The 17394-nt window shown below is 68.1% G+C and carries 16 protein-coding genes; 10 read left to right on the top strand and 6 right to left on the bottom strand.

Annotated features, from left to right (window positions below):
• Positions 1-23: 23 nt before the first annotated feature.
• Entirely contained in the window at positions 24-2021 is a 1998-nt protein-coding gene (locus tag AC5RUF_RS15345) for an APC family permease (RefSeq protein ID WP_493996765.1), read from the bottom strand.
• A gap of 134 nt (positions 2022-2155) precedes the next feature.
• Here AC5RUF_RS15345 and AC5RUF_RS15350 point away from each other — a divergent pair, with 134 nt between their 5' ends.
• The 5 genes from AC5RUF_RS15350 to AC5RUF_RS15370 all read left to right on the top strand — a co-directional run bounded on the left by AC5RUF_RS15350 (position 2156) and on the right by AC5RUF_RS15370 (position 8892).
• Entirely contained in the window at positions 2156-3199 is a 1044-nt protein-coding gene (locus AC5RUF_RS15350) for a LacI family DNA-binding transcriptional regulator (protein ID WP_494131170.1), read from the top strand.
• A 402-nt stretch (positions 3200-3601) separates the two neighbouring features.
• Positions 3602-4723: a multiple monosaccharide ABC transporter substrate-binding protein gene (gene chvE / locus AC5RUF_RS15355; protein WP_493996763.1), complete on the top strand. Its 1122-nt coding sequence runs from the start codon at positions 3602-3604 to the stop codon at positions 4721-4723.
• 73 nt (positions 4724-4796) lie between these two features.
• Positions 4797-6326: a multiple monosaccharide ABC transporter ATP-binding protein gene (gene mmsA, locus AC5RUF_RS15360; RefSeq protein WP_494131171.1), complete on the top strand. Its 1530-nt coding sequence runs from the start codon at positions 4797-4799 to the stop codon at positions 6324-6326.
• Positions 6327-6328: 2 nt separating this feature from the next.
• Complete coding sequence (gene mmsB / locus AC5RUF_RS15365) at positions 6329-7579, top strand: multiple monosaccharide ABC transporter permease (protein ID WP_493996761.1); 1251 nt, start codon at positions 6329-6331, stop codon at positions 7577-7579.
• A gap of 500 nt (positions 7580-8079) precedes the next feature.
• Positions 8080-8892: a transglycosylase family protein gene (locus AC5RUF_RS15370; RefSeq protein ID WP_494131172.1), complete on the top strand. Its 813-nt coding sequence runs from the start codon at positions 8080-8082 to the stop codon at positions 8890-8892.
• A gap of 174 nt (positions 8893-9066) precedes the next feature.
• Here the strand turns inward: AC5RUF_RS15370 and AC5RUF_RS15375 are convergent, their stop codons facing one another.
• Both AC5RUF_RS15375 and AC5RUF_RS15380 read right to left on the bottom strand, forming a co-directional pair.
• Complete coding sequence (locus AC5RUF_RS15375; RefSeq protein WP_494131173.1) at positions 9067-9426, bottom strand: MoaD/ThiS family protein; 360 nt, start codon at positions 9424-9426, stop codon at positions 9067-9069.
• Positions 9404-10573 (bottom strand): WD40/YVTN/BNR-like repeat-containing protein, encoded by a 1170-nt coding sequence (locus AC5RUF_RS15380; RefSeq protein ID WP_494131174.1) that lies wholly within the window; start codon positions 10571-10573, stop codon positions 9404-9406. Before AC5RUF_RS15380 ends, AC5RUF_RS15375 begins: the two co-directional genes overlap by 23 nt.
• A 146-nt stretch (positions 10574-10719) precedes the next feature.
• Between AC5RUF_RS15380 and AC5RUF_RS15385 the strand changes: the two genes are divergently transcribed.
• The 5 genes from AC5RUF_RS15385 (at position 10720) to AC5RUF_RS15405 (ending at position 15375) form a co-directional block, all read left to right on the top strand.
• Positions 10720-11643, top strand: a complete 924-nt coding sequence (locus AC5RUF_RS15385; RefSeq protein ID WP_494131175.1) for a DUF4031 domain-containing protein — start codon at positions 10720-10722, stop codon at positions 11641-11643.
• A complete protein-coding gene (locus tag AC5RUF_RS15390) occupies positions 11640-12923 on the top strand; it encodes an MFS transporter (protein ID WP_494131176.1) in 1284 nt (427 codons plus the stop codon). Before AC5RUF_RS15385 ends, AC5RUF_RS15390 begins: the two co-directional genes overlap by 4 nt.
• 38 nt (positions 12924-12961) lie before the next feature.
• Complete coding sequence (locus tag AC5RUF_RS15395; protein ID WP_494131180.1) at positions 12962-14302, top strand: MATE family efflux transporter; 1341 nt, start codon at positions 12962-12964, stop codon at positions 14300-14302.
• A 55-nt stretch (positions 14303-14357) separates the two neighbouring features.
• Entirely contained in the window at positions 14358-14927 is a 570-nt protein-coding gene (locus tag AC5RUF_RS15400; protein WP_493998294.1) for a hypothetical protein, read from the top strand.
• Between the two features lie 61 nt (positions 14928-14988).
• The gene (locus AC5RUF_RS15405) at positions 14989-15375 is read left to right on the top strand and encodes a hypothetical protein (RefSeq protein ID WP_494131177.1); all 387 of its coding nucleotides are present in this window, start codon (positions 14989-14991) and stop codon (positions 15373-15375) included.
• Between the two features lie 72 nt (positions 15376-15447).
• Here the strand turns inward: AC5RUF_RS15405 and AC5RUF_RS15410 are convergent, their stop codons facing one another.
• From AC5RUF_RS15410 to rfaE2, 3 genes are all read right to left on the bottom strand, one after another.
• On the bottom strand, positions 15448-15639 hold the full coding sequence (locus AC5RUF_RS15410) for a DUF2795 domain-containing protein (protein WP_493999056.1): 192 nt from the start codon (positions 15637-15639) through the stop codon (positions 15448-15450).
• 14 nt (positions 15640-15653) lie between these two features.
• Positions 15654-16559, bottom strand: a complete 906-nt coding sequence (locus AC5RUF_RS15415) for a glycosyltransferase family 2 protein (RefSeq protein ID WP_494131178.1) — start codon at positions 16557-16559, stop codon at positions 15654-15656.
• Positions 16556-17394: D-glycero-beta-D-manno-heptose 1-phosphate adenylyltransferase (gene rfaE2, locus AC5RUF_RS15420; RefSeq protein WP_494131179.1), on the bottom strand; the 839-nt coding region annotated here is incomplete at its 5' end. The genes rfaE2 and AC5RUF_RS15415, both read right to left, overlap by 4 nt.

Raw genomic sequence — 17394 nt, forward strand, 5'->3', positions numbered from 1 at the left:
CGGCCCGCCGCAGCCGCGCCGGCTCAGCCCCGGTTGTGGGCTCCGGGGCCGCCGGCGGGTTCTCCGTGGGCATCGTGGCTGGACACCAGCTGCCAGGGCACGCTGGCCACCATGATTCCCGGCTCAAAGTGCAGCCGTGCCTTGATCCGCAGTGCGGTCTGGTTGTGCACCAGCTGTTCCCACCAGCGTCCGACCACGTATTCGGGGATGTAGACCACAAACAGCTCCCGCGGCGCGTTCCGCCGGGCTTCGCGCAGGTAGGCCAGCACGGGGGAGATGGTCTCGCGGTAGGGGGAGGACAGGACGGTCAGCGGCACGGGAATCTGCAGCCGCTCCCATTCCGCCAGGGTGCGGCGGGTGTCCTCGGGATCAATGTCCACGGTGATGGCGGTGAGGCTGGAGGGCCGGGAAGCCCGGGCATAGGCGATGGCACGCAGTGCCGGCTTGTGCACCTGGGAAATCAGGATTACCGCGTTGACCCGTGAGGGCAGGGCCAGTCCGTGCTCATCGGGGCTGAGCGCCAGCTCCCGTGCCACGGTGTCATAGTGCTTCCGGATGCTGTACATCACCGCGTACAGCCCGGCCATGGCCAGCAGGGCAATCCAGGCGCCGTGCTCGAACTTGGTGATGATCACGATGAGCAGCACCAGGGCCGTCATGCCGAAACCCAGGGCGTTGATTGCCCGGGAGCGCTGCATCCGGCGTCGTACGTCCTTGTCCCGCTCGGTGCGCAGCTTGCCCGTCCAGTGCCGGATCATGCCCAGCTGGCTGGCAGTGAAGGAGACGAAGACGCCCACAATGTAGAGCTGGATCAGCCGGGTGACGTCGGCGTCGAAGGCCACAATCAGTACCAGGGCGCCCAGCCCGAGGGAAATGATGCCGTTACTGAACGCCAGGCGGTCGCCGCGGGTGCGCATCTGGCGCGGCAGGTAGCCGTCCTTGGCCAGGATGGAGGCCAGCACCGGGAAGCCGTTGAAGGCGGTGTTGGAGGCGAACACCAGGATCAGGCCGGTGGCCGCCACCACAATGTAGAAGGGGATGCTGCCGCCGCCGAAGATGGTCTCGGCCAGCTGGCTGATCACCGGATGCTGCACGTAGCTGTCACCGACAGGCTGGCCGTCCCGGAGAAGCTGGGTGGCCGGGTCCTGCACCACGTGCACCTTGGTCAGGTTGGCCATGGCCAGGATGCCGGCCAGCATCGCGGTGGCAATCACGCCCAGCAGCAGCAAGGTGGTGGCGGCATTGGTGCTCTTGGGCTTGCGGAAGGTGGGCACGCCGTTGCTGATCGCTTCGACGCCGGTGAGCGCCGCGGCGCCGGACGAGAAGGCGCGCAGCAGCAGGAAGGCACCGGCCAGCCCCACGAGGCCGCCGTCCAGACCCGCCTCGGGAACCAGGTCCAGGCCGGACGACGGCGCGGACTTCAGGCTGCCGGTCAGGAACTGGATGGTCCCGGTGAGGCACATGCCCAGCACCGACGCCATAAAGATGTAGGCGGGAACGGCAAACACGGAACCGGCTTCGCGGATGCCGCGGAGGTTGATCAGCACCAGGACGGCCACGCCGACGACGGCAATGGTGGCCTGGCTGCCGTGCAGCGCCGGCACGGCCGTCACCAGATAGGCCGCCGCGGAGGACATGGACACCGCTACGGTCAGCACGTAGTCCACCAGCAGGGCGGAGGCGACCGTCAGCCCGGCGGACTTGCCCAGGTTGGTGCTGGCAATTTCGTAGTCGCCGCCGCCGGAAGGGTAGGCGTGCACGTTCTGCCGGTAGGAGGCCACCACGGTCAGCAGCACCACGATGACGGCCAATCCAACCCATGGTGAAACCGTCACGGCGGTCACGCCCGCCAGCGCCAGGGTCAGCAGGATCTCGTCGGGCGCATAGGCCGCCGAGGACAGGGCGTCGGAGGCAAAAACGGGGAGCGCAATCCGCTTGGGGAGGAGGGTGTGCGAGAGCCGTTCGTTGCCGTAAGGACGCCCGACCAGAATGCGTTTGAGCGCATTGAAGAATGTGAGCACGAGGACCAACGTTAGACCCGTGCCGTCGGCACTGTCCAGAAGCCGCCGGAAGGCCCGTGCCGGCGGTGCGCCGCCGCGGCTGCTTCCGGTCCCGGCGGATGCCGGCACCCCCACCGTGCAGTACCGTTCTGACTATGGTCTCTGACGAAGATGCAGGCTCTGCCGGGCCGCGGCGCGCCCCGAATATCCGCGACGTTGCTGCGGCGGCCGGGGTGTCCCATCAGACCGTGTCCCGGGTGATCAACGGGCATTCGAACCTCCGCGAGTCCACCCGGCTGCGGGTGCTCAAAGCCATGGAGGATCTGCAGTTCCGGCCCAACCGTGCGGCCCGGGCCCTGGTCACCAAGGAATCACGGATTATCGGCGCCCTGGTGGCCTCCGGTGCAGAGTACGGTCCCACGGCAAGCCTGCAGGCGGTGCAGACCGCAGCCAATGACGCCGGCTACGTGGTGGATGCCGCGCACATCGACACCACGGACCGGGCGTCCATCGAAGCGGCTCTGGAGCGGCTGATGGGGCACGCCGTCGAGGGCCTGGTGCTGCTTGCGCCGCAATCCCGCACGCTGGAGGTGATTGAGCAGCTCTCCATCCGAATTCCGTTTGTGACCGTGCACTCGCTGCACAGCCAGGACCACCGGATGTCCGTGGACCAGCTGGCGGGAGCACGGCTGGCAACGCGGTGCCTGCTGGAACTGGGGCACCGGAACGTGGTGCACATTCCGGGCCCCCAGGAATGGGTGGAAACCCAGGCCCGGCTGCAGGGGTACCAGGAGGAGATGGCGGCCTGGGGGCTGGCCCCCGCCATTGTTCCCGCGGGGGAGTGGAGTGCCGATTCCGGGTACCGGGTGGGACAGGAGCTGCGGGGGCGGCGCGGGATCACTGCCGCCGTTTGCGGGAATGACCACATAGCCCTGGGAATGATCCATGCCTATGCCGAAGCGGGGCTCCGGGTGCCGGAAGACTTCAGCGTGGTGGGCTTTGACGACGTCCCGGAGGCTGCGCATTTCCTGCCGCCGCTGACCACCGTCCGGCAGGACTTCCCCGAGTTGGGCCGGCGCTGCGTTGCCGTACTGCTGGCAGAGCTGCGCGGTGAAACCCCCGGGCAGGCGGGGGACGTGGCACCCCGGCTCATCCAGCGCGCCTCCACGGCCGCACCGGCCGCAGCCTTGACGTTATAGAAACGTAATTCTCCGAAAGTGGCCTGCGTCACATAAAGCGGGGTAGTCTGGCTCAGACATTAAATGTGACCGTTCACATTATGCCGGTCCCGGCCGGTCGGGGCGGTCCAACTGACAATGAGGTCACAGTGAGCCCTACCCGTACTGATACCGCCCCGGCGGCATTCGACTACGGCACGCATTCCGCCCGTTCCGTGCTGCGTCCGCAGCCGCCGCTGCGCGGCCGCCCGGCAGCGGACACGCTGTTATCCGGGCACTTCCGCCCTCAGCCCCGGCCGGCAGGCTCCGGGCCCGCGGACTCCTTCCGGCCCGGCCGGAACATCTGACCAGCAACGGGCATCCACCCCCCTGACCCGCAATGGACATCCCCATCCAGGCACGGCACGAACGAAAGGCACAACCATGACACGGAAACTGACCCTGAAACAGGCTGTTATCGGAGGCGTTTCACTGAGCCTCGCCCTCAGCCTTGGCGCCTGCAGCGGGAGCCGCGGCGGCGGCGATGCCGGCTCGGACTCCAATGAAGGAGCCAAGATCGGCGTAGCCATGCCCACGCAGCAGTCCGAGCGGTGGATCGCCGACGGCGAGAACGTCAAGGCACAGCTGGAGGACCTGGGTTACGAGGTGGACCTGCAGTACGCCAATGACGACATCCCCACCCAGGTCTCCCAGATCGAGAACATGATCAACGGCGGCGTCGAGGCACTGGTGATCGCGTCCATTGACGGCACCACGCTGACCGGCGTGCTCGAGACGGCCGAGTCCCAGGACATCCCGGTCATCGCCTACGACCGGCTGATCAACGAGTCGGACACCGTGGATTACTACACCACTTTCGACAACTACGAGGTGGGCGTGCAGCAGGGCACGTCCCTGCTGACCGGCCTGGGCATCCTCGATGCAGAGGGCAAGGAAACCGGGGCGGCAGGTCCCTTCAACGTTGAACTGTTCGCCGGCAGCCCCGATGACAACAACGCCACCTTCTTCTGGGAGGGCGCCATGGACACCCTGCAGCCGTACCTGGACAAGGGCACCCTGAAGGTGCCGAGCGGACAGACGGCCTTCGAACAGGCCGCCATCCTGCGCTGGCTGCCCGACACCGCACAGGACCGGATGGAGGACCTCCTCACCGTGGGCGGCGGACAGCAGATCGACGGCGTGCTCTCGCCCTACGACGGCCTCTCCATCGGGATCATCTCCGCGTTGCGCTCCGGCGGCTACTCGGAGGCGAACCTGCCGGTCATCACCGGGCAGGACGCAGAGGTGGGCTCGGTGCAGTCGATCATGAACGATGAGCAGTACTCCACCATCTTCAAGGACGTGCGCGAACTCGGAAAGCGCGCCGTGCTGATGGTCGACGCCCTGATGAAGGGCGAGGAACCGGAGACCAATGACACCGAAACGTACGACAACGGCGTCAAGGTCGTCCCCTCCTACCTGCTCGAATCGGAGATTGTCACCAAGGACAACTACGAGGAAGTCCTCGTCGAGAGCGGCTACTACGACGAATCCGACCTGGACTAGCCGGCACCGGCCCGGGCATCCGTGCCCGGGCCCTTGTCGGCCAGTGTCGGTGCCTACGGACAGAAAGGTCCACATGAGTGGCAACATTCTCCAAATGACCGGGATCAGCAAGTCCTTTCCCGGGGTCAAGGCGTTGCAGGACGTCAACCTCTCCGTGGTCCGCGGCGAGGTCCATGCCGTGTGCGGGGAAAACGGAGCCGGCAAGTCGACCCTGATGAAAGTGCTGTCCGGCGTGTATCCGCACGGCAGCTACGAAGGCGAAATCCTCCTCGACGGCGAGCCCGTCTCCTTCCGGGACATCAAGGACAGCGAACGCAGCGGCATCGTCATCATTCACCAGGAACTGGCGCTCTCTCCCTACCTCTCCGTCGCGGAGAACATCTTCCTGGGCAACGAGCGCGCGGCCCGCGGATTCATCAACTGGAACGAAACCAACGTGCGGGCGGCCGAACTGCTCCAGCGCGTGGGACTGGACATCAACCCCGTGACGCGGGCAGGCGACATCGGCGTCGGCAAGCAACAGCTCGTGGAGATCGCCAAGGCGTTGTCCAAGGACGTGAAGCTGATGATCCTGGACGAGCCCACCGCCGCGCTGAACGACGAGGACTCGGAGCACCTGCTGGGACTGGTGCGTGGGCTGCGCGAGGACGGCATCACCTGCATCATCATCAGCCACAAGCTCAACGAGATCCGGGCGATCGCCGACGCGGTCACCATCCTGCGGGACGGCAGGACGATCGAAACGCTCAGCCTGCATGACGGTTCGGTCACCGAGGAACGGATCATCAAGGGCATGGTCGGCCGCGAACTGACCAACCGTTATCCCGACCGGACGCCGGACATCGGCGCGGAGGTCCTGCGGGTGGAGGACTGGACGGTGCACCACCCGTCCGAACACTCCAGAAGGGTGATCGACGGCGCCCGGCTGTCCGTGCGCGCCGGGGAAATCGTCGGCATAGCGGGCCTGATGGGCGCCGGGCGGACCGAACTGGCCATGAGTATCTTCGGGCGCAGCTACGGCGCCAACATCAGCGGCAAGCTCTACAAAAACGGCAAGGAGATCACGGCGCGCACCGTGCAGGAAGCCATCCGGCACGGCATTGCCTACGCCACCGAGGACCGCAAGCGCTACGGGCTGAACCTCATCGAGGACATCCAACGGAACATCTCCGCCTCCGCCCTGGCCAAGCTCGCGAAGCGGGGATGGGTGGACGGCGGCCGCGAAACGGTGGTGGCACAGGACTACCAGAGCAGCATGAACATCAAGGCGCCGTCCGTCACCGCCGTGGCCGGCAAGCTGTCCGGCGGCAACCAGCAGAAGGTGGTCCTGTCCAAATGGATGTTCGCCGATCCGGACGTCCTCATCCTGGATGAACCCACGCGCGGTATCGACGTGGGCGCCAAGTATGAGATCTACACCATCATCAACCGGCTGGCAGCGCAGGGAAAGGCGGTGGTGGTCATCTCCTCCGAGCTGCCGGAGCTGCTTGGAATCTGTGACCGCATCTACACCCTGGCCCAGGGCCGGATCACGGCAGAGGTCCCCATCGCCGAAGCCACCCCCGAACGACTTATGCAGCACATGACCCAGGAAAGGCACTGATCATGGTTTCCACTCTCGCCGGGGAGGATCCGGCTCTCAGCACCCGGAGCCGCAAACCCTCCCCGCTGGCCGACGCAGGACGTTTCCTCGCCGGCCGGCTGCGCCAGATCGGCATATTCCTGGCCCTGCTGGTGATCGTCACCCTTTTCCAGGTGCTGACCGGCGGTGCCCTGCTCCAGCCGGACAACGTGGCAAACATCATTGTGCAGAACAGCTACATCCTGTTGCTGGCCATCGGCATGGTGATGATCATCGTGGCCGGGCACATCGACCTCTCGGTCGGATCCGTGGCGGCCTTCGTGGGCGCCATGTCCGGCATCATGATCCGCGACTGGGGCATGCCGTGGTGGGCTGCCCTGCTGGCCTCCCTGGTGGTGGGAGCCCTGGTGGGCGCCTGGCAGGGGTTCTGGGTGGCCTATGTCGGCATCCCCGCCTTCATCGTCACCCTGGCCGGAATGCTCGTGTTCCGCGGACTCACGCAGATCATCCTCGGAAACCAGCGCATCACCGGGTTCCCCGAGGAATACCGGCAGCTCGGCGGCGGATCCTTGTTCCCGGGCCTCTTTCCCGCGGAAACCAACCTGCTGGATTGGACCACCGTGGGATTGGGTGTGCTCGCCACGGCCCTGCTGGTGATCAGCCAGCTGCGTGGCCGGGCGGCCCGGATGAAACTGAACCTCGACGACGAGCCGAAGGCCTGGTTCCTGACCCGCCTGGTGTTCAGCGCCGTCGTTGTCCTGGGACTCACCTACCTGCTGGCCAGCTCGCGCGGCGGCACCCCGATTGTGCTGATTGTGCTGGGCGTTTTGGTGGTGGCCTACAGCGCCGTGATGAACCGGTCCGTCTTTGGCCGGCATGTCTACGCCCGGGGCGGAAACCTGCAGGCCGCGCAGCTTTCCGGCGTCAACACCAAGCGGGTGGATTTCCTGCTGTTCGTGAACATGGGCGTCCTGGCCGCGCTGGCCGGGCTGATCTTCACCGGCCGGTTGAATTCCGCCGGTCCCGGAGCCGGAAACCTCTTTGAGCTGGATGCCATTGCGGCTGCCTTCATTGGCGGGGCGGCCGTCACCGGCGGCGTGGGCACCATTGTGGGTGCCATCACCGGCGGACTGATCATGGGTGTCCTCAACAACGGCATGTCCCTGATGGGGGTGGGGATCGATTACCAGCAGTTCATTAAGGGGCTGGTGCTGCTGCTCGCCGTCGGGTTTGACGTGTTCAACAAGCGCAAAGCGTCCAACGCGTTGAAGTAGCACTGCACCATAAGGGGACGGCGGACTACGGTCTGCCGTCCCTTTGCCATGCCCGCCCCGGCGCGCTTTTCTTACGTGGCCCTACGTGGCGGCAGGCACATTACGAGGGCATTCCGGCTGTGTCCAGCGCCACCGGAAACATCCTGTGAGGAAATCTACAAAACGGGCCAGGATTGTACTGGATCGGCTTGTTTACGCGGATCTTGCCAAGATAACGATTCGTGCAGATTTGATATCGATTTGGTCTCGACAAAAACCTCCTCTAGGTTATTTAAGAGCCCGGATCGAGGGCTTGGACAGTCGGCCGAATCGAAGGCCGGCGACGGCCGGCACCTAAACAGGTGCGGCCTATGCAAAGCCGGATGTCACGCGTCCACTGTAATGTCGCCGCTGCGTGCCATCGAAATGAGACCTCTATCAGTCTGGGGTAGGCGACGGCGTGTTGAAGCCCGGGGACGGGACGAGCGCAAGTGGAACCCTTATGGGAGCAAACGAAACCGATGAAGAACCAGAAGATCCGTCGTGTCGTACGCCGCAGCCTGGCCACCGCCGTCATCACCGGTGCTGGCGCAGCCGGACTTGCCGGCCTTGCCGCCCCTGCCAACGCCAGCTCCATGGACTGGGACGCGCTTGCACAGTGCGAGAGCGGTGGAAACTGGGCTACCAATACCGGCAACGGTTTCTCCGGCGGCCTGCAGTTCACCCCCAGCACCTGGGCCGCCTTCGGTGGTACAGGTGACCCCGCCAACGCCAGCCGCGAGCAGCAGATTGCCGTAGCTGAGCGTGTCCTGGCCGAGCAGGGCCCCGGAGCCTGGCCGGCTTGCACCGCCAAGCTGGGCCTGACCGGAGCCACCGCCAATCCGCAGGCCGCGGCTCCGGTGGAGACCTACGTGCAGCCGCAGGCTGAGGCTCCGGCCGAGACCTACGTGCAGCCGCAGGCTGAGGTCCAGGCTCCGGTGGAGACCTACGTGCAGCCGCAGGCTGAGGTCCAGGCTCCGGTGGAGACCTACGTGCAGCCGCAGGCTGAGGTCCAGGCTCCGGTAGAGGCCTACGTGCAGCCGCAGGCCACCACGCCGCTGCCGGCCCCGACCGCTGCAGAGAACATCCAGGTTGAGGCTGCCGCTCCGGTCCAGGTTGAAGCTCCGGCCCTGTCCGGCGAAACCTACGTCATCCAGGCCGGGGACACCCTGTCCGGAATCGCCGAGAAGCTGGGCATCGAGGGCGGCTGGCAGGCACTGCACGCTGCCAATGCCGACAGCATCATCCACCCGGACCTGATCTTCACCGGCGCCACCTTGCAGCTGCCGGCCTAAGGTCAGAACTCTCCGGTACCGGATATATGCATCCGGTTGCCGCAGAACGAACGGGCGCTTCCGCATTGGGCGGAAGCGCCCGTTCGCGTTTAATCCTGCGGTGGAACTGCTTAACCCGGTGGTGGAAACGCCCCCGATGCGGTTGGCCGGGCCGCCGGTTACCCCTTCCTGCCGCTATCCGCCGGCAATCGACTGCAGGACCAGCAGTTCCGCTCCCGGCGGCAGGACGGTGGACCGGCCGGCCAGGTCCCGGATGTCCTCACCGTCCAGGTACAGGTTGACGTAGCGGCGGACGTTGCCCGTTTCATCGCAAAGGCGGCTGTACAGGCCCGGTTGCTGCCCGCGCAGGGCGGCAAGGACGGCGGAGACCGTGGTACTGCCTGCTGCGGCGGGTGCCCCCTCGCCGCCGTCGGGCGCGCCGAGCGGCACGGAGAGCCGCCGCTGCCCGCCAGCGGCATCGGCAAGGGCTGCCGGCAGCAGGATCCCGACGGCGGTCCGGCCGCGTTCAGCGTCAGGTGCTGAGCGCGCGGACACAGAGCACATCCGGAAGGTTGGCGGCCACCAGGTGGAAGGTCTCGCCCTCGTCGGCGCTCGCGTAGACCTCGCCGCCCCGGGTGCCGAAGTAGATGCCGGCGGGATCGGCAGTGTCCACGTCGGCCGCGTCCCGCAGCACGGCGTTGAAATCATAGGCCGGCAGGCCGGCGTCGTACCGCCCCCAGTCTTCCCCCGCGTTGGTGCTCCGGTAGACGCCCGGGCGGCCCTGCGGGGGATTGCGCTCTCCGGCCGAACCCAGCGGAATGGTCCAGATGGTGTCCGGACGGATGGGGTGGGCCAGCATCACGAAACCGAAATCCGCCGGCAGGCCGTCGGCAATGGAAATCCATTCTTCTCCGGCATTGTCGCTGCGGTACACACCGCCGTGGTTCTGCGCATAAAGCCGCCGCGGGTTCCCGGCGTCGCGGGCGACCTTGTGTACGCACTGCCCGAACTCCGGATACTTTTCCGGCATGAAGTTCGCACTGATGCCGCTGTTGAACGCATCCCAGGTGTCCCCACGGTCATCGGAGCGGTAGACGCCGCCGGAGCTGATGGCCACGTGGACCGAATCATCGGCCGGGCTGGGCAGGATCGTGTGTGCGGCCGGACCGCCGTAGCCGGCACCCCATTCCGTGCGGTGCGGATGGTCCCAGAGTCCGCGGACCAGTTCGAAGTGCTCGCCGCCGTCCTCGGAACGGAACACGGAGATCGGCTCGCAGCCGGCCCAGACGACGCCGGGCCGGTCCCCGGTGTCCGGGCGCAGCTGCCAGATGCGCTCCAGTGTTGCCCCGGTGTCCTGGGGAAAAGCGATGGCCTGTGCCTGTGGTTCCTGCCAGGTCCGGCCGAGGTCATCGGAGACGGCGACGTTGGGACCCCACCATTCCGACCGGACGCCGGCCAGCAACCGCGGACTGCCGCTGCGGGTATCAAAGGCCAGGGACGGAACCTCGGTCATGGCGAATTCGGGCCCGCGCAGCTCCCAGTTGCGGCGGTCACTGCTGGTGGCCAGCCACAGTCCTTTCCGGGTTCCGATCGCGAGGACCACCGGGGAGACGCCGGGGTGGCCGCCGGACGGTCCGGCGGAAGCGGGTATGTGCTGCGGCAGATCCAGGTTTTCCGGCAGATCCGGGGGCGCGTCATCCATGCCGACATTCCAGCACCGGGGCCCAGCCGGGACAAGGGGTAGCCCAAAAGGCCGGTTGGCCCGTGTGCCGGTCCGCCGCGTGGCCAGAGGGGCCGCCGGTGCGATAGACATAAAAGATCCAGTTCAGCGTCCGGAGGCCACACACCATGATCTACATTGACCCGCCGATGTGGCCGGCGCACAACACTTTGTTCTCCCATCTGGTCTCCGATGCGAGCCGGGAGGAGCTGCATGCCTTCGCCCGGGCTGCAGGGATCTCGCCCCGGGCGTTCGATGGCGACCATTACGACGTGCCGCAGCATCTGCACGCAGACCTGGTCCGCCGCGGCGCCGTTCCGGTAACCGGCGGGGAACTGGTCCGCATCCTCATCGGCAGCGGACTGCGGATCCCGGCCCGGGACCGGCCCTCGGCCCTCGCCGGGCCGCTGCTGGAACGCTGGAACCGGCTGCTGCCCGGGCAGGCCGGGCTCGGGCAGCGGCTGCTGGAATGCTGGAATGAGCCGCACCGCCGGTACCATGACCGCCGGCACCTCCTGCAGGTCCTTGAGGCCCTGGATCTGCTGACCGGCGGCAAGGTCCCTGTGCCTGTCGGGCTGGCCGCCTGGTTCCACGACGCGGTCTACGCCTGCCGTGCGGGCGCGGACGAGGAGGCGTCCGCCGTCCTCGCGGAGGAATTGCTGGCCCCGGCGGGCGTGGACCCCGACACCGTTGCCGAATGCGCCCGGCTGGTCCGGCTGACGGCGGGCCATGATCCGTGCCCCGGGGACGTCAACGGTGCCCTGCTCACCGACGCGGACCTGGCGGTGCTGGCCCGCGGTCCGGAACAGTACCGGAGCTATCTGGCGGATGTGCGCGCCGAGTATCAGCACCTTTCCGAAGGTGCGTTCGCAGCCGGACGACGCCGGGTGGTGGCAGCGCTCGCCGCGGCCCGGCCGCTCTTCCGCACGGAGGCCGGACGGCAGCTCTGGGAAGCGCCGGCCCGGCGCAACCTGGCTGCCGAGCTGGCCGGAACCGTCCAGCCGGTGGGCGGAACCACAGGCGGAAGCCCGGCCGCAAAGGAGCGGTCATGACCCGGCCTGGCAAGGCAGGCCCGCCCAAGAGCCCGCATGAGGTCAGCGGCGGTTTCACCGGGCACCGCCGCGGCACCCCGGGGTACCGGGGCGTGCTGGTGGGCCTGGCCGCCGCCGGCGTCGCCACCTTCGCCCAGCTCTACTCCCTCCAGGGCGTCCTGCCGGAGCTGGCCGCAGGAATGGACATCTCGGCCGCTTCGGCCGCCCTGACCGTATCGGCCGCAACCCTGGGGCTGGCCGTCGCCGTCATCCCGTGGTCCGCGGCAGCCGACCGCTTCGGGCGGCTGCCGGTCATGCGGGCGGCGATCCTCGCCGCAGTGGTCCTGGGCCTGGCCGTGCCGTTGAGTCCGGGCCTGCCCGTCCTGCTGGGGCTGCGGTTCCTGGAAGGTGTTGCCCTGGGTGGAATTCCCGCCGTGGCGCTGGCCTACCTCAGCGAGGAGGTCAGCCGGGTGCATGCCGCGGTCGCCGCTGGCACCTATGTTTCCGGCACCACGGTGGGCGGGCTGGCGGGCCGCATTGTCGCGGCTCCGCTGGCGGAGCTGGCGAACTGGCGGGTGGGGGTGGCCGCGGTGAGCCTCCTGGCCGCCGGGGCGGCCGTGGTCTTCCTGTTCACTGCTCCCCGCCAGCACGGCTTTGTCCCGGTGCGCCGTTCGCTTCCCGGGCACGGACTGGCCGCCCGGCTGGCAGCGAATCTGCGCAGTCCGCGCCTGCTGGCCCTGTACCTGCAGGGGTTCCTGCTCATGGGCGGGTTCGTGGCGGTGTACAACTACCTGGGGTTCCGGTTGGGCATGCCGCCCTTCGGGCTGCCGCAAAGCGTGGCCAGCGCCCTGTTCCTGGCCTACCTCGCCGGCACGTGGTCCTCCCGTGCAGCGGGAACACTGGCCGCAGGGCTGAGCGGACGCGGGGGCCGCAAACCCGTGCTGCTGCTTTCCATCGGCGCCATGGCGGCCGGGCTGGCGCTGACGCTGCCCGGGAACCTGCCCGCGGTGGTCGCCGGGCTGCTGGTCTTCACGGCGGGCTTTTTCGCCGCGCATTCCATTGCTTCGGGATGGACACCGCTGCTGGCCCGGGAGGGCCGGGCGCAGGCCTCCTCGCTGTACAACCTCTTTTACTACACCGGGTCCAGCCTGCTGGGCTGGGCCGGTGGGTACTGGTTCCAACGGAACGGCTGGCCCGCACTGGTGCTCTTTGTCGGGGTGCTGCTGGCGGCGGCCGCACTGACGGCTGCCCTGGTCCTGCGCCGGGACGATGCCCTGCCGGCGGAACGGACGGCCGGATGACCGGCCCAAACCGTAGGCTGGATGGCGTGAGAACCGATATGTCCTCCCGGCAGCTCAGCCGGCGGATCCTTGCCCTGGCCGTACCGGCGCTCGGTGCCCTGATTGCGGAGCCGCTGTTCCTGCTGGCGGACTCCGCCATTGTCGGCCACCTGGGTGTGGCGCAGCTGGCCGGTGTGGGCCTGGCGTCCACGGTGCTGCAGACCGCCGTCGGGCTGATGGTGTTCCTGGCCTATTCCACCACCGGCACCGTGGCCCGGTACCTGGGCGGGAACCGGCAGGGGGAGGCGCTTGCCGCCGGCCGGGACGGCATTGCCCTGGCCGTCCTGCTGGGCCTCCTGCTCTCCACCGCCGGCTACCTCTTTGCTCCGCAGCTCTGCTCCGCCATGGGGGCGGACGGGGATGTGCACCGGTATGCGGTGGAGTATCTGCGCTTCTCGATGCCGGGCCTGACGGCCATGCTGGTGGTCCTTGCCGCCACGGGCGTGCTGCGCGGGCTGCAGGACACCCGGACCCCGCTGGTGGTGGCCACGGTCGGTTTTGCCGTGAACATCGGCCTGAACTACCTGCTGGTGTACGGCTTCTCGCTCTCAGTGGCCGGGTCGGCCCTGGGTACCAGCATTGCCCAGTGGGGCATGGCCGGGTTCTATCTGGTGGGGGTGGGCAGGATGGCCCGGGCGCGGGAGGTCTCCCTCCGACCGGCATTTGCGGGTATCCGCGCCACCGCGCATGTTGGGTCCTGGCTGATGCTGCGCACACTCAGCCTGCGTGCGGCCGTGCTGGCCACGGTCCTGGTGGCGACGGCGCAGGGGCCGGAGTCCCTGGCGGCCCACCAGCTGGTCATGACCGTTTTCACGTTCCTCGCTTTCGCCCTGGACGCCCTGGCTATCGCCGCGCAGGCCATGATCGGCAAGGAACTCGGTGCCGGGGACACGGTCCTGGCGCGGGCACTCACGCGCCGGATGATCCGGTGGGGTGTGGGGTTCGGTGTGATCACCGGCGCACTGCTGGCCCTGGTGGCGCCGGTTGCCGGTGTCCTGTTCACCGGCGACGCCGGAGTGCAGCAGGCCATGACGGCGGGCCTGTGGGTGCTGGCGGTGTCCCAACCCATCTGCGGCCTGGTCTTTGTGCTGGACGGCGTGCTGATCGGTGCCGGGGACGCTCGATATTTGGCCGTGACCGGGCTGCTCAACCTGGCGGCGTACCTTCCGCTGCTGTTCTTGGTGCAGGCCGGCGGTACTGCCGGGGCCGCCGGCATCGGCTGGCTCTGGGCCGCGTTCGCCCTCGGCTACATGAGTGCGCGGGCCGCCACGCTCACCTGGCGGGTGCGCCGGGACGCCTGGATGGTCACCGGTTCCACCGCAGGCAGCGGGAGCGACTAAGCTGGACGGTGGCCAACCGGCCACCGTAACGCCAAGTGAAAGCGGAGGCTCTGCAATGGGCGCGTCCAATCCCGGAGCACCTTGGGGACCCATGCTGGTCCGGTCACTGGTGGCAGCTGTGTACGGTGTGCTCACCATTTTCTGGCAGGGGCAGCCCTCTGAGTCCGTCCTGTCACTTGCCGGCGGCGCCTACCTGCTGCTGACCGGTGCGGCCCTGCTACCCCTGCTGTCCGCCGCGCGCGGACACGGAACCGTGCGGCCGCTCCTGCTGGTCGAAGCCGCCGTGTATCTTCTGGCCGGCGCAGCCACCCTGGTCTTCTCTTCCGCCGAGGCGTTCCGGGCCGCGGCAGCGGCGGCGCTGATCCTTGGCGGAGTAGTGGAGCTTTTCCTCTGGGCCAAGCAGCGGCAGAACTTCCTCCCTGCCCGGGACTGGCTGATCACCGGTGCGGCCTCATTGGTCTCGGGGCTGCTGGTGCCGGTGGTTTACCACATGGGTACCCGCGCCCTGCTGGGCGTGACCGGAGGCGCGGCGATCATTATTGCCGTGATCGTGGCCATCTCCGCCCTGGGTGCCCGGCATGATGCCCGGACCGCCGCTCCGGAGCAGGCAAAGGCCGTAAACTAGAAAAGCGCGTGGTGCAGTCAGCATCCATCCGCGCCAACCCAACGCAGCAGGAGGATTCATAGTGGCGAACAGCTCAACCGGCGGTCCGCAGAAACGGAACTCCGTTAAGGCACCGCTGATCTTCTCGGCCGTACTGGCCCTGATCGCCGGTATTGCCACCATGATCTTCGCCACCGGGGGAGCCGAGCAGGAACTGCGCCTGGACCTCGGGCTGATTGCCGTGGGCATCACCTTCATTGCGGCCCTGCTGGTGTCCTCGCTGCTGCTGATGACGGAGAAGCCCAACCCGGAGCACCTGAGCCAGGGTTCCGGCATTCACCGCAGCTCCGCCAAGATCCCCGGCGGCGCCGGAAACGTGGGCAAGCCCACGCCGTCGGCCCCTGCCGACGGCGACGGACCTGTTGCGCCCGGACCCGAAGCGCCCCGCCCCACGGATCCGACCGCCTGATTCCAGCTGGCCGAGACCGGGCCGAGACAGCGGCTGGTCCGCCGGCCGGCCTGGCTGCCGGCCTAAATCCCGTTAGTCGAATATTTCCTTGCTGACGTCGGTCGGGGCATCGTATTGGCGTTCCGGCAGGTTCCTCAGGGCGTCCAGGACGGTTCCCTCCGCCCCCGACCCCTCGGCCTTTTTCACAATGTCGTCCTTCGACGCGGGGTAATCCATCCCGCCGAGGGCCTTTTGCACATCGATTGGGCTGGGCTTGTCAGCCATGGGTTCTCCTTCGCTCATTCTTCGGTTGGGAACTGGTGAACGGACGTATTGTGCGCAGCGGAGCCGCCCAGCAGGATCTCGGCGGCGTCGGCGGACCGGTCGGACACGGTGGTGGGAGATTCCAGGTGCACCGCCCCGGAGGGAACCAGCCCGGCGCCGCCGTAGCGCTCCATCACCCGCCACTGGGCGGCCACGTCCTCCCCGGCGTGCGCGGCCGGCAGCTGGTCCCAGAAACCGAATCCGCCGCTGTCGAGCAACGCGGCCCGGTCATACAGGACACAGGCACCCACCCACGCGACCTTGTACAGCTGCCATTCTCCGGCGGCCAGGCCGAGCCGGGAAGCAATGTGCACCAGATTGGCGGCGTTGTGCAGCGTCCAGCGGGAGAACCCGGGCTCTGAGCGGCGGACCCGTTCCGGCTGCACCCGGCCGTTCTCCCAGAGTTCAAAGGGTGCCTGTTCCTCGGGCCGGCGGTCCGACAGGTAGGACAGGCCCTGCACGGCAGCCCCCACGAAGCCGGCTCCCGATTGTTCCAGTGCCTCGGCCAGCCGGGAAAGCATGCCCGGTTCCAGCCACACATCATCGTCCAGGAACAGTACTGCCGGTGCTGCGGATGCTTCGAGCAGGAAGTGCCGGTGCTCGGCCAGGCCCCGGGCAGGCAGGTGCCGCAGCAGCCGCACCCGGCGGCCCTGCGCCTCGAGCACCCGGACCATGGCCTCGGCCGCGGGATGGTTCCAGGACGGTACCTGCGTGCTCTGGTCGCTGATGACGACGTCGAAGTCCGGGCCGTCCTGGGCGGCCAGTCCGGCCAGGGTCACCGCCAGTTCGGCCGGCCGGTTGCGGGTGGGAATGAGGACGTCCAGCGCAGCGACGGCCGGCCCGGGCGTCCGGTCCCAGTCTCCGGAATGGCGGCGGGTCACGGCGGGCTCCCGGGGCTGCCGCCCGGGCCGGTATCCCCGCTGCTGTTGCCGCCCGCTCGGATCCGGGACACCAGGGCGGTGGTGGAATGGTCGGCAACGTAGTCCAGGATCAGCACGCGTCCCCCGCACTCCTCCACCACGGGTGTTTCCGCCAGCATCTGGGCCGAGTAGTCCCCGCCCTTCGCATAGATGTCCGGCCGCAGCGCCCGGATCAGGGGGATGGGCGTGTCCGTGTCGAAGACGGTGACATAGTCCACGCAGCTGAGTGCCGCGATGATTCCGGCCCGGTCATGGGCGGGATTGATGGGCCTGCCCGGGCCTTTGAGCCGTCGGGCGGAGGCGTCGCTGTTCAACGCCACCACCAGGACGTCGCCGAGCTGCTTGGCCTGGTTCAGGTACCGGGTATGTCCGCGGTGAAGCACGTCGAAACAGCCGTTGGTCAGCACAATCCGCCGTCCGCCGGCCCGTTCGGCGGCAATCCGGGCCAGGAGGCCGGCCTGGCTCAGGGCGGTGTCCGCGAAGCTGTCCAGGTGCCGTTCCAGGTCTGCGGTGCTGCAGACCGACGTCCCGGACTGCCGGACCACAATGTCCGCCGCGTTCTGGGCCAGGTCCGCGGCGGTGGACAGCGGCAGCCCGGCCGCGCGGGCCAGGGTCAGGCAGGCCACAAACGTGTCCCCGGCGCCGGAGGCCTGCTTTTCCGCGGCTGGCCGCGCCCATGTGCGGTGGAAACCGCCGTCGGCACTGACCACTGCCGCTCCGTCCCGGTCCAAGGTGACCGCTGCCGCGCCGGCGCCCGCGGCGGCCAGCAGCTCCGGTGCCGCGGCGCGCCCCGCGG

Source organism: Arthrobacter sp. Y3224198 (genome assembly GCF_059090025.1).

Excerpts from the sequence above, each read along its gene's own strand:
- AC5RUF_RS15380 (WP_494131174.1), bottom strand. The coding sequence starts at position 10,573 with ATGGATGACGCGCCCCCGGATCTGCCGGAAAACCTGGATCTGCCGCAG.
- AC5RUF_RS15395 (WP_494131180.1), top strand. The coding sequence starts at position 12,962 with ATGTCCTCCCGGCAGCTCAGCCGGCGGATCCTTGCCCTGGCCGTACCG.
- AC5RUF_RS15410 (WP_493999056.1), bottom strand. The coding sequence starts at position 15,639 with ATGGCTGACAAGCCCAGCCCAATCGATGTGCAAAAGGCCCTCGGCGGG.
- chvE (WP_493996763.1), top strand. The coding sequence starts at position 3,602 with ATGACACGGAAACTGACCCTGAAACAGGCTGTTATCGGAGGCGTTTCA.
- AC5RUF_RS15400 (WP_493998294.1), top strand. The coding sequence starts at position 14,358 with ATGGGCGCGTCCAATCCCGGAGCACCTTGGGGACCCATGCTGGTCCGG.
- AC5RUF_RS15370 (WP_494131172.1), top strand. The coding sequence starts at position 8,080 with ATGAAGAACCAGAAGATCCGTCGTGTCGTACGCCGCAGCCTGGCCACC.
- mmsB (WP_493996761.1), top strand. The coding sequence starts at position 6,329 with ATGGTTTCCACTCTCGCCGGGGAGGATCCGGCTCTCAGCACCCGGAGC.
- AC5RUF_RS15350 (WP_494131170.1), top strand. The coding sequence starts at position 2,156 with ATGGTCTCTGACGAAGATGCAGGCTCTGCCGGGCCGCGGCGCGCCCCG.
- AC5RUF_RS15385 (WP_494131175.1), top strand. The coding sequence starts at position 10,720 with ATGATCTACATTGACCCGCCGATGTGGCCGGCGCACAACACTTTGTTC.
- mmsA (WP_494131171.1), top strand. The coding sequence starts at position 4,797 with ATGAGTGGCAACATTCTCCAAATGACCGGGATCAGCAAGTCCTTTCCC.
- AC5RUF_RS15390 (WP_494131176.1), top strand. The coding sequence starts at position 11,640 with ATGACCCGGCCTGGCAAGGCAGGCCCGCCCAAGAGCCCGCATGAGGTC.